14 protein-coding genes are annotated in these 16,335 nt (G+C 59.5%); 4 read left to right on the top strand and 10 right to left on the bottom strand.

The features are described 5' to 3' along the window. The first annotated feature begins 2 nt into the window (after positions 1-2). Together GRI41_RS01635 and GRI41_RS01640 are read left to right on the top strand one after the other, a co-directional pair. On the top strand, positions 3-2,144 hold the full coding sequence (locus GRI41_RS01635; protein WP_235901024.1) for an autotransporter assembly complex protein TamA: 2,142 nt from the start codon (positions 3-5) through the stop codon (positions 2,142-2,144). Continuing rightward, positions 2,144-6,334, top strand: coding sequence for a translocation/assembly module TamB domain-containing protein (locus tag GRI41_RS01640; RefSeq protein WP_160602908.1), 4,191 nt, complete (start codon positions 2,144-2,146; stop codon positions 6,332-6,334). The genes GRI41_RS01635 and GRI41_RS01640 overlap by 1 nt, the downstream gene beginning before the upstream one ends. On the opposite strand, the gene GRI41_RS01645 is transcribed toward GRI41_RS01640, so the two are convergent. From GRI41_RS01645 to GRI41_RS01680, 8 genes are all read right to left on the bottom strand, one after another. After that, the gene (locus GRI41_RS01645) at positions 6,328-6,705 is read right to left on the bottom strand and encodes a hypothetical protein (RefSeq protein WP_160602909.1); all 378 of its coding nucleotides are present in this window, start codon (positions 6,703-6,705) and stop codon (positions 6,328-6,330) included. The genes GRI41_RS01640 and GRI41_RS01645 overlap by 7 nt on opposite strands. After that, entirely contained in the window at positions 6,702-7,352 is a 651-nt protein-coding gene (locus GRI41_RS01650; RefSeq protein ID WP_160602910.1) for a lysozyme, read from the bottom strand. Before GRI41_RS01650 ends, GRI41_RS01645 begins: the two co-directional genes overlap by 4 nt. 220 nt (positions 7,353-7,572) lie before the next feature. Continuing rightward, the gene (locus tag GRI41_RS01655) at positions 7,573-8,616 is read right to left on the bottom strand and encodes a hypothetical protein (protein WP_160602911.1); all 1,044 of its coding nucleotides are present in this window, start codon (positions 8,614-8,616) and stop codon (positions 7,573-7,575) included. 313 nt (positions 8,617-8,929) lie between these two features. Beyond that, positions 8,930-10,339, bottom strand: a complete 1,410-nt coding sequence (glnA, locus tag GRI41_RS01660; RefSeq protein WP_160602912.1) for a type I glutamate--ammonia ligase — start codon at positions 10,337-10,339, stop codon at positions 8,930-8,932. A 51-nt stretch (positions 10,340-10,390) separates the two neighbouring features. Continuing rightward, complete coding sequence (locus tag GRI41_RS01665; protein ID WP_160602913.1) at positions 10,391-10,729, bottom strand: P-II family nitrogen regulator; 339 nt, start codon at positions 10,727-10,729, stop codon at positions 10,391-10,393. Between the two features lie 230 nt (positions 10,730-10,959). Next, positions 10,960-11,892 carry an N-acetyl-gamma-glutamyl-phosphate reductase gene (gene argC / locus GRI41_RS01670; RefSeq protein WP_160602914.1) on the bottom strand — a complete coding sequence of 311 codons (933 nt, stop codon included), beginning with the start codon at positions 11,890-11,892 and terminating at the stop codon, positions 10,960-10,962. After that, positions 11,889-12,239: an SH3 domain-containing protein gene (locus GRI41_RS01675; RefSeq protein WP_160602915.1), complete on the bottom strand. Its 351-nt coding sequence runs from the start codon at positions 12,237-12,239 to the stop codon at positions 11,889-11,891. Before GRI41_RS01675 ends, argC begins: the two co-directional genes overlap by 4 nt. Positions 12,240-12,335: 96 nt before the next feature. After that, complete coding sequence (locus tag GRI41_RS01680; RefSeq protein ID WP_160602916.1) at positions 12,336-13,721, bottom strand: leucyl aminopeptidase family protein; 1,386 nt, start codon at positions 13,719-13,721, stop codon at positions 12,336-12,338. A gap of 72 nt (positions 13,722-13,793) precedes the next feature. On the opposite strand from GRI41_RS01680, the gene map reads away from it, so the two are divergent. Then, positions 13,794-14,621, top strand: a complete 828-nt coding sequence (gene map, locus GRI41_RS01685; protein ID WP_160602917.1) for a type I methionyl aminopeptidase — start codon at positions 13,794-13,796, stop codon at positions 14,619-14,621. A 95-nt stretch (positions 14,622-14,716) separates the two neighbouring features. Here the strand turns inward: map and GRI41_RS01690 are convergent, their stop codons facing one another. Together GRI41_RS01690 and ccmA are read right to left on the bottom strand one after the other, a co-directional pair. After that, positions 14,717-15,382, bottom strand: a complete 666-nt coding sequence (locus tag GRI41_RS01690; RefSeq protein WP_160602918.1) for a heme exporter protein CcmB — start codon at positions 15,380-15,382, stop codon at positions 14,717-14,719. Then, the gene (gene ccmA / locus GRI41_RS01695) at positions 15,379-15,963 is read right to left on the bottom strand and encodes a heme ABC exporter ATP-binding protein CcmA (protein ID WP_160602919.1); all 585 of its coding nucleotides are present in this window, start codon (positions 15,961-15,963) and stop codon (positions 15,379-15,381) included. Before ccmA ends, GRI41_RS01690 begins: the two co-directional genes overlap by 4 nt. A gap of 63 nt (positions 15,964-16,026) precedes the next feature. Between ccmA and GRI41_RS01700 the strand changes: the two genes are divergently transcribed. Then, positions 16,027-16,329, top strand: a complete 303-nt coding sequence (locus tag GRI41_RS01700; RefSeq protein ID WP_160602920.1) for a 4a-hydroxytetrahydrobiopterin dehydratase — start codon at positions 16,027-16,029, stop codon at positions 16,327-16,329. The last annotated feature ends 6 nt before the right edge of the window (positions 16,330-16,335 follow it).

Genomic DNA, 16,335 nt, shown 5'->3' on the forward strand with positions numbered 1-16,335 from the left:
GCTTGGACCAGGCCCAAGCGATTGGGCAATGGTTGGCCTATGCTGCTGCGGGATCCCTGATGTTGGCGGCGCAGCCTGTTTTCGCGCAAGACCCGACAGGGATGAGCCTCGACGATCTTATTCCCGAAGAAGCAGTCGAAAACCCCGAGGAGTGGGCAAGCGACCCCGAAGCAGAGATTTCGCCAGAGACTGATGAGACGCCGCTTCAACCCGATACGCCGATGACCGAAATGCCGTCTTTGACGGTTGAATGGCCAGACGATCTTGACTTGCCGCCGCTAGAGCGGCTGGAGCCCGATGTTGATGTCCGCTTCGCTGACACAGATTTGCCTCCGCTTCCCGAACTTCCCGATGCGACGCTGGTCAAAGTCGGCAGCGACCTGGTGTTGGCATTTCCAAATGACACGCAGAACTTCTCTGTTCGAGAGGAGTTTATTGGCCGGTTCCGCTCGCTTTCGACCGTCGCGGATTTGTCCAACGGAGAGGAGAATATCGCCCAGCTTGCGGCGCGCGCGCGAGCCGATCAGGAACTGCTCGACGAAATGCTGCGCGTCTATGGCTATTACGATGCGCAAGTGATCCGCACCGTTGGCGGACTGAGGCCGGGGCAGGACACCGCCGATACCGATCCGGTGGTCCGTTTCGACATTATCCCCGGGCCCCGTTACCGTTTTGGTGCGATTGATCTGGGCAATCTCGACGCGGCACCGGACTATCCGATGCTGCGCAGCGTTTTCGAGATTGAAACCGGCGATCCGGTGTCGAGCGACAAGATCGTCGAAGAACAGCTCGATCTCGACATGGCGCTTGGCGAAAACGGTTATCCCTTTGCCGAAATCGGTGAGGCCGATCTGCTGATCGACCACAGCGAAACGCGCGGCGATCTGACGCTGCCGGTCGAACCGAAGGGCAAATACCGCTTTGGCGAGGTGGTGAGTTCGGATCCCGATTTTCTCTCGGGCAGACATCTGGCCTCGATTGCGCGTTTCGAAGCGGGGGACATCTTCCAGCGCAGTCTAGAGCTTGACTTGCGGCGGGCAATCACCGCCACCGGGCTGGTTTCTTCGGTTTCGGTTACACCGCGTGAAGTCCAGCCGCCCTCCGGGGCCGAACCGGGCGTGGTGGCGCTCGATGTGGCGATGACCAAAGCGCCGCTGCGGACCATCGCCGGGGCCGTCGGCTATGGTTCCGAAGAAGGCTTCCGGATCGCGGCAAGCTGGGAACACCGCAATTTCTTCCCGCCCGAAGGTTCGCTGAAATTTCGCGGGATCGCCGGTACGCGCGAACAATTGGCAGGTATTACATTCCGCAAGAACAATTTTGGCGGGCGCGACAAGATCCTGACGCTCGATGCCTATGCCAGCACGATCGACAGCGATGCGTTCGATGCGCGCACAGCCGCCTTTGTCGCGACATATGAGCGGACATCCAATCTGCTTTTCCAAAAGCCACTTAGCTGGAGCGCGGGTTTTGAGGCGATTGCAACCAGCGAGCGCCCGGCCGCAGTGAACGGTGTAGTCCAGCCGCGCCAGACATTCTTCGTCGGCGCTTTGCCAGTCAGCGCCTTGCTCGATTCGACCGATGACCTTCTCAACCCCAAGGAAGGGTTCCGCATCGGAGGGCGGCTCTCGCCCGAAATTTCGCGCAGCAACGGGACCGAGAGTTTCTATCTGCGCGGCCAGTTTGACGCGAGTTACTATCAATCCGTAACCGACAAAGTGGTTGTGGCCGGGCGCACGCGCTTTGCCAGCATCCCCGGTACCGATCTCGCCAATATCGCACCGTCGCGCCGTCTCTATGCAGGCGGAGGCAGTTCGGTGCGTGGATATGGTTTCCAGGAAATCGGCCCGCGCGACGTTTTGGGGGAGCCAAGCGGCGGGCGTTCGCTGGTCGAATTCTCGCTCGAGGCGAGAGTGCAGACCGGCTTTATGGACGGTGCGGTGTCGGTAGTACCCTTTGTCGACGCGGGATCGGTCGGGCGCGGGACAACACCCGATTTTGACGAGATCAAATTCGGCGCGGGACTTGGCATTCGCTACGATACCGGCTTCGGCCCAATCCGCGTCGATGTTGGAGTGCCGCTCAATCCGGGGCCCAATGACAATCCGGTGGCGGTATATGTTTCGCTTGGGCAAGCTTTCTGATGAGCGAGCGGGACGCAGCGGCCGCAATCGACGAACCATCCGTCGAGCCCACGCGCAAACGGCGAAGGCTGCTCAAAGTGCTGGCCGGCTCGGTGGTTGGACTGTTCGTCTTGCTGGCCCTGGCAGTAGCATTCATCAACAGCCCGTTCGGCAAAAGGTGGATCGCCGACGAAATTGCCAAAGTCGCCCCGGCCTCAGGCCTGCGCTTTGAAGTTGGCCGGATAGAGGGTGACATTTTTGGCGCAGCGACATTGCACGATGTCACGGTTTCCGATCCCAAAGGCGAATTTCTGACCATTCCAGAAGTCGAACTCGATTGGCGCCCGCTCAGCTGGCTCACCAGCGGGTTGGATGTCCGAACACTCGTTGCGCGGCGGGGAAATTTGCTGCGTACACCCGAATTGCTGCCCGGCGATCCGGATGCGCCGATATTGCCTGACTTCGATATCAGGGTCGATCATCTCGAGATCGACAGCCTGACCGTCGCGCGCGGGATTGTCGGAGACAGCTCTCCGGTCATCGATTTGGTCGCCAAAGCCGATATCCGCGATGGTTTGGTGTTCCTGGAAACCGAAGGTGATTTGGGAGAACAAGACAAACTTTACGCTCTGATCCATGCCGAACCCGATGGTGACCGATTTGATCTGAAGCTGGACTATGATGCGCCCCAAGGCGGTGTGCTGGCCGGATTGATTGGCGCGGAATCTGGCTACTCTGCAAAAATAGTCGGCGACGGCACATGGAGCGCGTGGGACGGAGCTTTTCTCGCAAAGCGCGATGAAGAACGAGTCGCCGCATTCAAGATCAGCAACCAGCAGGGCCGTTACAAAATTCTGGGTCAGGCCTATCCCGGGGGTCTGTTCGCCGGGCTTACCGCCGATGCTTTGGGAGATACCGTTTCGCTGAGCGTGACCGGCACTTTGGAAGAAAGCGTCGCGGCAGGTTCGCTTGCCTTTCGCACTGCATCGCTGCGCGGCAAGGGTGCGGGCAGCATCGATCTGGCGAATAACAGCGTTGCTGATTTTGAACTTAGTTCGCAGCTGACCAAACCGGCCTTGTTCGGCCAGAACATCCGGCTCGATGGCGCAGAACTGACTGCGACCGTCGATGGCGCGTTTCGCGATTTGACAATCGATCACTTGCTCACGCTCGATGCCTTCCAGACCGGCGAGACACGGATATCCAACGTTACCCAGCGAGGCGAAGCGACATATGATGGCACGCGCTGGACCTTGCCGCTCAATGCCACGCTGGCACGGATCGAAACCGGCAATGTGCTGGCCGATCCGCGTCTGGTTGATGGCACTGTCTCGGGAACGCTTGTCTATAGCGGTTCGCGGCTGCTGTCGGACGATCTGGCGATCGACTTCCCCGATGCGAATGCGCGACTGGCGCTTGCGGGTGACACAAGCCGCGGTGCCTATGCATTGCTCGGCCCGATTTCCCTGCGCGGACTTCCGCTGGAAAATATCGGCGCGGTCAGTGGTTCTGCGAAGATCGATTTCCGCATTGGCAACAATTACCCTTGGACGTTGAAAGCGGACTTTGACGGGCGGATCCCGCAGGTGACCAATGCCACTCTCGCCAATCTTGCCGGGCCCAATATCAAGCTCAGCGGCGGTGTTTCTCTCGGTTCGGTTGCGCCGCTTGATTTCAGGAATGTACAGCTGAGCGCGCAGAAACTGTCGCTCTCGCTCAACGGCAAGGTGCGCGGCAGCACGACCAGCGTTGCCGGCCGGGGCAGGCATGTCGATTACGGCGCGTTCACGGTAGAAGCCGCGATGGCCGACGCGGGCCCCACCGCTGTGCTGGTCTTTGCAAGCCCGCTCCCCGCTGCAGGTCTCAAAGATGTTCGTGTTGCGATTGCCCCCACCAAAGACGGCTTTGCGATCGACACCGAAGGACAATCGATGCTCGGCGCGTTCAATGGCCAGCTCGGCCTGATTTCGCCCGCGAATGGCCCGACCGAGATTGCCATCCAGGAACTGAACATCTGGAAGACTTCGGTCGCTGGCAGCCTGACGTTGGGCGATGGCGGCGTTGACGGCGGGCTGATCTTGTCCGGCGGCGGGCTTGACGGACGGATCGGCCTTGCCTCGCGCGGGGGCGGGCAGGGGTTCTCATTCGATATTACTGCACGCAATGCCAGCTTCGCCGGCGCAACACCGATTTCGATTGCCAAAGCCGATCTGGAAGGGCGCGGCTATCTGAAGGATGGCAATTCCAATGTGGAAGCCAGCATGACCGCGCAGGGCCTCAGCTACGGGACGCTGTTCATCGGCAGAGTTGCGGCAAAGGCAGAGCTTGAGAATGGCACCGGTACGGCCATCGCCTCTCTCGCCGGGCGTCGCGGAAGCCAGTTCAATATGCAGCTCAATGCCGGATTTACCCCTGATCGCATTGCCATTGCCGGACGCGGAGACTTTGCGGGCAAACGGGTGACCATGCCGCGGCGCGCGGTGCTGACGAGACAGGGCGATGGCGGCTGGCAGCTTGCCCCGACGCAGGTTTCCTATGGCGACGGGGCAATGGTTGCCTCGGGTGAGTTTGGCGGCGGATCGGTTGCGATGGATCTCGCTCTTGACGATATGCCGCTGTCGCTGGTTGATCTGGCGGTTGCGGATATCGGATTGGGCGGCACGGTTTCGGGCAAGGTCGATTTCCGTTCCTCCGGTTCGGGCGCGCCAACCGGCAATGCCCGGGTGGTGGTCGACGATCTGACCCGTTCCGGGCTGGTACTCTCTTCGAAGCCGATAGATCTGGCGCTGGTCTCGCGTTTGACCGCTGACCGGCTTGATCTGCGCGCGGTGGTCAAGGAAGACGGCACTCGGCGCGGACGTGTGCAGGGGCGGATCACCGGCCTCGGCCGGTCGGGCGATCTGACCAGCCGGTTGCGACGCGGATCGCTGTTTGCGGAACTGCGCTATAACGGACCGGCAGCTGCGATATGGCGTCTTGCCGCGATCGAAGCGTTCGATTTGACCGGACCGATGGGCGTTGCTGCCAATGTCACCGGCACTTTGGCCAATCCGCAAGTTCGCGGGTCGCTGACAAGCGACAATCTGCGCGTGCAAAGCGCGCTGTCGGGTACCGATGTGCAGAATGTGTCGGTGCGCGGAAGCTTTGCCGGATCAAGGCTGCGGCTTACGCGTTTTGCGGGCACGACAGCAAATGGCGGTACGGTTTCGGGCAGCGGCACGGTCAATCTGGAAAACCTTGGCGAGCGCGGGCCTGCGCTGGATATCCGCGTGGCGGCAAAGAACGCGCGGCTGCTCAATGCCAACGGGATCGATGCGACGGTGACCGGCCCGCTCAGGCTGATCTCCAACGGCATCGGCGGGACCATCGCCGGACGGGTGCAGATCAACCGTGCGGCCTGGTCGCTTGGCACGGCGGCGGATGATGCCAGCCTGCCGCGTATTCGCACGCGCGAGATCAACATACCTGCCGATATCGCCCCGCGCCGCGCGGGCTACCGGCCATGGCGCTATATGATCAATGCCAAGGCCGACAGCCGCGTCGATGTCGACGGGATGGGGCTCGACAGCGAATGGCGCGCCGACATCCAGCTGCGCGGCACCACCGATGATCCGCGTATCGGCGGCAATGCGCGGGTGGTGCGCGGCTATTACAGTTTTGCCGGCACGCGATTTGAACTGACACGCGGCCGGATCGATTTCGATGCCAACGTCCCGATCGATCCGCGGCTTGATATTATCGCCGAGACAGATCGCGACGGCTTGAACGTCGAAGTCGCGGTGCAGGGCAATGCGCTGCAGCCCGAAATCACTTTCAGCTCAACCCCACCGCTGCCCGAAGAAGAGATCCTCTCGCGCCTGCTGTTTGGCGGATCAATTACCCAGCTCTCCGCCACAGATGCACTGCAATTGGGCACAGCGCTGGCCAGCCTGCGGGGCGGGGCGGGGCTCGATCCGATCAATGCGCTGCGCACCGCAATCGGCCTCGACCGGCTGCGGATTGTCAGCGCCGATCCCGCACTGGGCCGCCAGACCGGCGTCGCTTTGGGCAAGAATATCGGGCGGCGTTTCTACGTTGAAATCGTCACCGACGGACGCGGCTATAGCGCGACCGAAGCCGAATTCCGCATCACCGGTTGGCTGTCCTTGCTCGGAAGCGTGTCGACCATCGGGCGGGAAAGCGCATCGCTGGAAATCAGCCGCGATTATTGATGCGCTTCCAGGGCTTTCAGCCGCTGGTCATGCTCCTGATCTTTCAGCCGCGATTGTTCTGAATACATATCCTGCCCGTCCATCCACCCGCCGCGCTTGGTCAGCTCGGTCTGCATGGTTTGCGATGCCGCCACAAGCAAAGTGACATTCTCCGTAAGCCGGTCAATCTTGTCGCTATTGGCGTTGGCGGTGCTGCTGGCCTGGGTGATCTGCGCCATGATCAGCGCGAACCCGCCAATCAGGACGATGCTGAATGTCGCAACGCCCAGCTTGATCCATAAATCGGCCTGCGTTTTGGCACTGATCGCTGTGGCTTCCGGCTTCAAAGCCTCGAGAATGGCCTTGGCATCGGGGGAAAGCGGCCTGTTCATGCAGCCGCTCCGTACAGCGCGGCTTCGGCCGTGCGGCGCCGAGTCAGACCCTTGAGCACCCGGCCTCCTGCGCGGTTCCAGCGGGCAAATTCGCGCAAGGCACCGGCGTAGTCACCCTGCTTGTGGCATTTGCTCAGCGTGGCGCGGCCAATGGCGCCGGTGTTATAGTGGAAGCTGACCAACGCATCGAACTGGTTTTGCGTGGTTGCGCAGCCGTCCAGCGCGCGCGCAACATCATCGGCATAACGCACAAGATCGCTTTCCAGCCGGGCATCGCACTGGGCGCGGGTCCAAACGGTGCCGGGGCCGATCCGCCCCATGCCATCCAATCCGCGGCCGGTCGCGCCCCAGCCGATGGTCCATGGATCGCCGCCGGTCCCGGGGTCGGGATAGGCTTCCACCAATCCATCGGTGCGCAGCCGGGCACAGCCTTCGAACTGTTTGATCAGGGCAATACCTGCACTGCCGATGGCGGTAGGGCAGAGACATGGACCACTTGGACCACTGTCCTGACCAGAATTTTCTTCGCTGCCGAGCGCCTGGTCGAGCGCGCCATCCAGCGCGTCAACTTCATGCTGTTTGAATCCGCGTCCAAGCATTTTGCGGACGGTATCGAAAATAGGGGTGCGTTTGGTCGGGGAAGTCATATCGGGGCCTCGCTTTAGGGGGGAATCGAGACCGGACAATTAGGCACGAAGACGCCGAGTAGGAAAATGGTTTTTGCAATCCCCCCGCGGCGCGGCGGCGTGTGGAGCGGGTCCTGAAAACGCGGATGTGTAGAGGGCTGCGTAGCTTGTCCCTTCGCGACACGTAAATTGGGAATGTGGGCTGGTTGCCTTGCTGGCTGGCTCGCTTTTGTACGCTCAGTCAGTTGGAGCGGTTGTGACGTCCCAAGTAAATTCCCTCGATGGCCTCTGGGAAAAAGCCATCCTCTCCGGCGATTCCAGTCTGCCGCCAAAAAATTTGCTGGGCGAATGTTGTTCGGTAAGTCTTCTTGAACGCGTCTTGATAAGACAAGTAGCCCCACACGTAGAGTGCATTCTCGATTCCAGCCTTAATCTTGGGAATGGCATCGTCGTGAACACGATCATCAATGCTCGCATACATGTCGCCAGTTTGCCCGGGGCCAATAGTGTTACTACCTCCACGACCACTTTCCGGCAGCCAGAACTTAAAATCCTGGGGCAGCAGGGCGGGCAAAATGGACGCCACGATCCGAAAGCGGACATTCTTGGCAGCAGAATTCCCAGTATTTCGAATAATGGGGCAGACAGAGAAGTTGTGTCGGCTGTCTTGATACGTGGCGCGTCCGATCAGGACCGAAAGGATGGGCCTCATTTGCATTCGCCCAATCACCATCTGCTGGTCAGCAACTCTTTTGCTGGCCTCAACGCTTTCTTTGATGTGAGTGGCGTTGTTTTCCATGGACTCCGCAACCCGCGTCATGGCCTCTGCGCTTTGCGAGCCGTATTTCAACGCCTCGGTTGTTTCCGCAGATTGCGAGATAGAGCGGCGGGTCGCGGCGGCCCTGTCTTTTTGAGCGAGCCTCAGAGATTTGTTAGTTTGACGCAACGCATAGATGACGAGCAATACACTGAAAAACGAGAGTATGGTACTGGCCCAATCAGCGCCCACGCCCCACCATGCAGCGTCCATGGATTCTTCAGTCCTCGGTGCGACCTCAGTGTGGGACTGAAGACCTAGGTCGCCACGCTCATTACTTTGGTTGGCGCTTTCGGTTTGTCCTTGGATACTGGAGGGATTGTTCGAAACAGGCGCCGGTGCTTCCTCTGGTTGAGTTTCGGGTTGTTGACCTTCGTTGGTTTCGCGCTTCCGAGCGCCCCGATTTAGATTCATTTTGCCCTCGTTTGTATTGAGGGTCTTTATGAGCGATACTAGCCAGATGAACAATAATCAGAGTAAATTCGACAAAATCCTAGGCTCCGTGGCCAGCGGTGATCCGCCGACTAGCGCGCGAAAGTAGTCATCAACTCATAAAGCATCACTAGCGGTCAGTTGTAACGATGGTGATGAAACTCGAATTCTCACAGGTTATCCGAAGGCTTTTTACACCTAACTGAATCAAGACCCCGCTTGTTCTGCGTCTGAGGGTGTCGCAAAACCTTCCATTGGTCAGTCAATGCTCAGATCAATTTCCCTAAAGAAAAAAATGGCGCCCGGATCGCTCCGGACGCCATTCTTTGTTCGTATGTCCAATATGTAATTACGAGCTGTAATACATATCGAATTCGACCGGGCTGGGGGTTGTTTCGAAGCGCATGACTTCTTCCCATTTGAGTTCTGCATAAGCGTCGATCTGGTCTTTGGAGAACACATCGCCTTTGAGCAGGAATTCGTGATCGGCTTCGAGAGCTTCCAGTGCTTCGCGAAGCGAACCGCATACGGTCGGCACGTCGGCCAATTCGGCTGGCGGCAGATCGTACAGGTTCTTGTCCATCGCGTCGCCGGGGTGGATCTTGTTCTCGATCCCGTCGAGGCCAGCCATCAGCAGTGCAGAGAATGCGAGATAGGGGTTGGCCAGCGCATCGGGGAAGCGGAATTCAACCCGCTTTGCTTTGTCGCCTGCACCGTAAGGAATACGACACGACGCCGAACGGTTGCGCGCCGAATAAGCGAGCAGAACCGGCGCCTCGAAGCCAGGTACCAGACGTTTGTAGCTGTTGGTGGTGGCGTTGGTGAAAGCATTACATGCCTTGGCGTGCTTGATCACACCGCCAATGAAGTGGAGGCAGGATTCGGACAGGCCGCCATATTCATTGCCGGCAAATGTCGGCTTGCCGTCTTTCCAGATCGACATGTGCGTGTGCATGCCGCTGCCGTTATCTTCCTTGATCGGCTTGGGCATGAAAGTCGCGGTTTTGCCATAGGCATGGGCGACTTGATGCACGACATATTTGTACACCTGCACGCGGTCAGCAGTTTCGGTGAGGCTGCCGAAGGTAATGCCCAGCTCGTGCTGCGCGGCGGCGACTTCGTGGTGATGCTTGTCCATGGGCAGGCCCATTTCCATCATCGTCGAAACCATCTCGGCGCGAATGTCCATTGCGCTGTCGACAGGTGCCACAGGGAAGTAACCGCCCTTGGCGCGCGGACGGTGGCCCATATTACCCGCGTCATAATCGCGTGCGGTGTTGGTCGGCAGTTCGATGTCGTCGATCGTGTAACCTGACCCCGCATAGCCGTCTTCGAAACGTACATCGTCAAACATGAAGAATTCAGGTTCCGGTCCGACATAGACAGTGTCGCCGATGCCGGTCGATTTCAGGTAAGCTTCTGCGCGTTTTGCGGTTGAACGCGGATCGCGCGAGTAGAGCTGGCCGTCCGAAGGTTCGACAATGTCGCAGAACAAGGTCAGCATCGGGGTGGCCGAGAACGGATCAATTACGGTCGCATCCAGATCAGGCTTCAGGATCATGTCCGACTCGTTGATCGCTTTCCAGCCTTCGATCGAAGAACCGTCGAACATCAGTCCGTCTTCCAAAGCGTCCTCATCCATCGCGCTGGCGCACATCGAAAGGTGCTGCCATTTGCCTTTGGGATCGGTGAAGCGCAGATCGACCCACTCGATCTCGTTGTCCTTGATCTGTTTTACGATGTCTTTTGCTTTGGCCATTGTCGTTCCTCTTGTGGTTGCCCGCACTTTGTCGGGAAGGGTTGGTTGGATTTAAATCGCGTCGTCGTTCTTTTCGCCGGTACGGATGCGCAATGCGCTTTCGATGGATGAGACGAAGATTTTGCCATCGCCGATACGGCCGGTTTGCGCCGCAGACGCAATTGCTTCGACCACATTCTCTGCAATCGTGTCTGGCACGACCACTTCGAGCTTAACTTTGGGCAGGAAGTCGACAACATATTCCGCGCCGCGATACAGTTCGGTGTGGCCTTTCTGGCGGCCAAACCCTTTTGCCTCTGTCACGGTGATGCCCGACACGCCGACTTCGTGGAGCGCTTCCTTCACTTCGTCCAGTTTGAACGGTTTGATGATTGCTTCGATCTTTTTCACATTTGCCCCCTGATAGGCGCTGGTGCCGATGCAGTTGCGTCGGCTTGTTGAATATCATTTTCTATCCAAGAACTGTGCCAATTTTCGCAGGCGCGCGGAATCTTGGCACGGTGCATGCAGGACTCGCGTAGTTGAGCCGTTTTGAGCGATCCGCACGGCAAGGTCCGCCTCGGCGGAGGGTTTCGTTTACCCAAATTCCGACCAAATTTTAGGCAGCGCGTGCTTAAAAATTAGGCAGAGAGGTTGAGCCCGGCTTCTTCAGGCAATCCGCACATCAGATTGAGCGACTGCACCGCCGCGCCGCTCGCGCCTTTGCCGAGATTGTCGAGCCGCGCGATCAGGCGGGCATTCCACCCGCCTTCATTGCCAAAGACCGACAATGTCATACCATCAAAAGGCGGATCGCCATCGCGCAGCAACAGCTCGCCGGGCGGTGCGGCTTCGCTCACGTTCACAATGTTCGAACCAGAATAAAACTCACGAAGCGCGTCGCGCAGCTGGTCGGCTGCCGGATTATTGCGCATCGCACCGAGATGGAGCGGCACGTCGACCAGCATCCCGCGATAGGCAGGGACGACCGAGGGCGCGAACAGCACGCCATGTTTCAGGCGTGCGTGGCGCTGCATTTCCGGCTGGTGCTTATGCGCCAGATCAAGGCCATATGTGCGGAAAGCGAGGTCAGGTTCAGCCTCATACCGTTCGATCAACGCCTTTCCGCCGCCCGAAAATCCGCTCACCGCATTGACCGTGAAAGGCCAATCATCGGGAAGCAGCCCTTGGCGGACCAACGGCGCGACGAGGCCGAGAAACCCGGTGGGATAACACCCCGGATTGCTGACGCGTTTTGCACCGGCCACCACTTCGCGCCCGACCAATTCGGGGAAGCCGTAAGTCCACCCTTCGGCAACGCGATGCGCGGTGGAGGCATCGATCACCTTGGTGCGGTCATTATCGATCAGCGCGACCGATTCACGCGCGGCGTCATCGGGCAGGCACAAGATTGTGACGTCGCAATCATTGATTGCCTCGCGCCGGGCACCTGCATCCTTGCGCAGATCATCGGGCAGGGTGACGAGCGTAAACTCGCTCCGCGCGGCCAGCCGGTCGCGGATTTCCAGCCCGGTGGTCCCGGCTGCACCATCGATGAAAACGGAAATCGTCATGCCGCGTCGGGCGTAACCGCGTCCCTTGGCACATAGCCGCTGGGCCCCTTGGCGCTGACGCAGCCCCAATACCAGTCGCCAACATGGTCGAGCACTTCGAAAGTCGATCCCGATGCCAGCGTTGCCAGCGTATCTGATCCGGCATTGGCATCCAGCTTTAATTCGACCGGATCATCGCCCACCGTATAGAATTGCGGGATGACGTAATGCGGGACCAGATGGCTTTCGGCGAGCGCGATATGCGCCAGATCGCCGCGCAATGGCAAAGTACCCGGCGCAGGGCGGGTCATTGGCCCTTTCAGGCCAAGTTTGCCCTTGGGCAATTCGTACTGCACTGTGTCGCTCACCTTGACTGTCTGCCCCTATTGCACCGCGTCTTCAAGCGGGTTGGCGCGCTTATAGTCGTGAAAATGTCATGGGCAAGTTTCTGCGGTTGTGAACGCTCAACCGGAGTAGCGTTCGCAGAGCATATGGAATGCTGCGCGCAGCCCGTATGCCGCACCGCCTTTGGGGCGGCCGGGTTTGGCGAATGGGCGCCAGGCGAATGTATCGAAATGCGCCCAGTCGATGCCGTCGCCCACAAACCTGTCGAGGAACAGGCCAGCGACGCTGGCTCCGGCATAGGCATTGCCATGCGCGTTGTTCATATCGGCAATGTCTGAATTGAGCCATTCGGCATAGGCTGCCGGAAGCGGCAAGCGCCAGGGTTCATCATCATGCGCGCGGCCGGCGGCGATCAGCTGCTCTGCGGTGCTATCCCGCCGCGTCATCAGCGCGGGAAGATCGGGGCCAAGCGCCACGCGCGCCGCCCCGGTTAGCGTGGCAAAGTCGATAATCAGTTCGGGATCATCCTCGCTCGCGCGCGTCAGCGCATCGCCCAGAATCAAGCGTCCTTCGGCATCGGTATTGCCAATCTCGACTGTCAGGCCTTTGCGCGTTTGCAGAACGTCACCCGGGCGGAAGGCATTTCCCGAAATGGCATTTTCCACCGTGGGTACCAACAGATGCAGGCGAACATTGAGGCCCGCCCCCATAATCAAACCTGCCAAGGCAATCGCATGTGCCGCGCCGCCCATATCTTTCTTCATCAACTTCATACCGGCGGCCGATTTCACGTCGAGACCGCCCGAATCAAAGCTCACGCCTTTGCCAACGATGGCAACGCGCGGGTGCTTTTCATCACCCCATTCCAGCTGGATCAGACGCGGGGCGTGCTGGCGCGATGCCGCGCGGCCCACCGCATGGATCATCGGATAATCGTTTTCCAGCGCATCACCCTTGGTGACCTTGATATCTGCGCCGAATTGCTTGGCGATACGCTCGGCCTCTGCCTCGATCGCGGCTGGGCCCATATCTTCGGCGGGCGTATTGACCATATCGCAGACCAGATTGACCGCCTCTGCCTCTGCAATTGCCGCGTCAATATGTTTGGCCTGCTTGCTCAGCAGGATACGCGGGCCTTGGGCGTCATCGTCTTTCCGGTAGCGATCAAACACATGTTGCGCTGTGACCCAGCCGTGCATGGCCGCTTTCGGATCACCTGATGCCAGCCGGTACATACCCTCGGGCAAGACTTCGGCCAGTTTGGCTAGGCAATAGCTTGAAAGCTCTTCCGGATCGGCAACGCCGCCAACCGCAAACCAGTTCTCGCCATCGGGAACAATTGCGACCTGAAACGCGCTGCCATCAAATTTCTGTGCTTTGAGCGCGTTGCGCTGACCTGCGTTCAAATCCTTCGCAAAAGCATCGAATCCGCTTTTGTCGGTCAGGTGGATGGCAACCGCGTCTTGCCCGCGGTCCGGCTCGATCAAATCAACTTTCTGGCTCATAGGCCCTATCTAGCGATTGCGCCGCGCGTTCCAAGCTCGCAATTTCATCGCGCGGTCGCTATGTGGACTTGCATGAACGAATATCAGCATATCGAAGGCACAGAGACCGTCATTCGCGACGGCACAATCAAGCTGCACGGACCGGCGGGTTTTGAAGGGATGCGCAAGGCTGGGAAGCTTGCAGCAACTATTCTCGATGAAATTGCCCCGATGGTACAGCCGGGTGTGACCACTGCGGCGATTGACGACAAGATCCGCCAATTGATGCTCGACGGCGGATCGGTCCCGGCGACTCTCGGCTATCGCGGCTACACGCATAGCTGCTGTATCTCGATCAACCATGTGATCTGCCACGGTATTCCCAGCGAGAAGAAGTTGAAGGATGGCGATATCGTCAATATCGATGTCACCCCTCTGCTCGACGGCTGGCATGGCGACACCAGCCGCATGTATTTTGTCGGCGATGTCCCGCTCAAAGCGCGCAAACTGGTCGATGTGACTTATGAATGCCTGATGCTGGGCATCGAGCAAGCGCAGCCGGGCAACCGGCTAGGCGATATTGGCGCGGCGATTTTGGAACATGCGCAAAAGCACCGCTACGGAGTGGTCCGCGAATTTTGCGGGCACGGGCTGGGGCGGCTGTTCCACGATGCGCCTGAGGTTGTGCATGCGGCGAAGGCTGGCACAGGGCCAGAACTGAAGCCCGGCATGTTCTTCACCATCGAACCGATGATCAATATCGGCAAACCATGGGGCAAAATGCTCAGCGACGGCTGGACCGCCGTGACGCGCGACAAGTCACTCAGCGCGCAGTTCGAGCATTCGCTGGCGATTACCGAGACCGGCAACGAGATTTTCACGACGAGCCCGAAAGGGTTGCATCAGCCGCCTTATTCGTAGGCTGTCATTGCGAGGCGACGCAGTCGCCGCGGCAATCCAGAGTTAGCGCGATCCACACTGGATTGCCGCGCTTCGCTCGCAAAGACGTGCGTTCTTCACCCCTCCCGCGCTGCCCTGATCGCCGCACCGCCGGCAAAGGGAGCAATCGCCACCAGCAGCAGACTAAACGCCCCCGCATAGGCGATGCCGTTCATATCGCCGCGGGCGAGACTGCCGGCTCCGAAAATCAGGATCGGGATGGCGAGCGGGATCAGCATGAGGCCGGACAAAGCTGCGCCGCCTCGCAGGCTCGCCGTTAGCGCTGCGATCATCACGCCAATGGCGGCGAGCCCCGGTGTTCCGGCGAGCAGGCCGATCATCACCAGCCGGACCGTTTCACTTCCCAAGCCGAGCAGCGCTGCAGCGGGCAAAGTCGCGAGCAGCAGCAGCGGGGCGAAGCTGAGCCAATGGGCGAGTATCCGGATCGCAACAACCGCCTCCTCCGACACGCCGCGCAGCGCCAATTGGTCGAACACGCCCAGCTCCAAATCGGGCGCGATCAGGCGGTCGAGGGGCAGGATCGCAGCGAGCAAGGCCGCTATCCAAATCACCCCGCCGCCGGTACGCGCGAGCAAGGGGGCATCGGGGCCAACGGCGAACGGATAGAGGATCGCCACCGCGAGGAAAAACAGCAGCGGCAACATCGTGCCGCCACGCGCCCCCGACCCTTTGCCACCGGGCAGCAGCATCTGCAAATCGCGAAGGAGCAGCCTGCCGATCATGCGGCATAGTCCCGCAAAGCCAGCACCTTTGCATCGGGCAAGTCGATCGGCTGGTGCGAGGCAACCACGCAAATCCCTCCGCCGCCGCAATGGAGTGCAATCAATGCCTCAACCTTGGCGATACCATCTCCGTCGAGACCGTTGAGCGGTTCGTCGAGCAGCCAGATATTTGCACCCTGATTGAGCATACGAACAAAGGCTGCGCGCTTGCGCTGGCCGGTTGACAAATAGCGGAACGGGACGTCGAGCAGTTCGCCCAATCCCATCACATCACAATTCTGCTGGACGTTGTTGCAGCCGTCCAATCCGCCCCAGAATTGCAGCGCTTTTTGCAGCGGCAATTGCGGGTCGAGCGCGGGACGCTCGTCAATCATGGCCAGCGTTCCCTTTGCGCTGACCGCGCCATCAAATGGCCGCAACAAGCCCGCCAAAATCCGCATCAGGCTTGTCTTGCCGATCCCGTTGGTGCCGGTCACCTGCAGTGCATCGCCGCTTTGCAGTTCCAACTCCACCCCGCGAAACAGCACGCTGTCGCCTCTGCGGCATGCGAGATCGGTGGTGGAGATGCTGCAGTCTTGCATAGGCCCGCGCGATAGGGGAAAGGTTCTTTACGGACAAGCCAACCCAACCGGATGGAGAATGCCATGAGTGTCGCCCAACTAACCGAAGCCGAAGCGCAAGCCGCGCTTGCCGATCTTCCCGAATGGGCGCCTGCGCGCGATGGCACCGCAATCGAGCGGCATCTCAAATTCGACGATTTCGTCGAGGCCTTCGGCTTTATGACCAGCATTGCGATCCTCGCCGAGAAACACGATCATCATCCTGAATGGTTCAACGTTTACAATCGCGTAGAAATCACCCTGACCACGCATGATGTGCCGGGCGATGGCAATGGATTGTCGCAGCGCGATGTCGATCTTGCCAAAGCGATTGACGGGCTGGTTTGACGATGC

It is taken from the genome of Pontixanthobacter aquaemixtae, assembly GCF_009827395.1.
In the GTDB taxonomy this organism is placed as follows: Bacteria; Pseudomonadota; Alphaproteobacteria; order Sphingomonadales; family Sphingomonadaceae; genus Pontixanthobacter; species Pontixanthobacter aquaemixtae.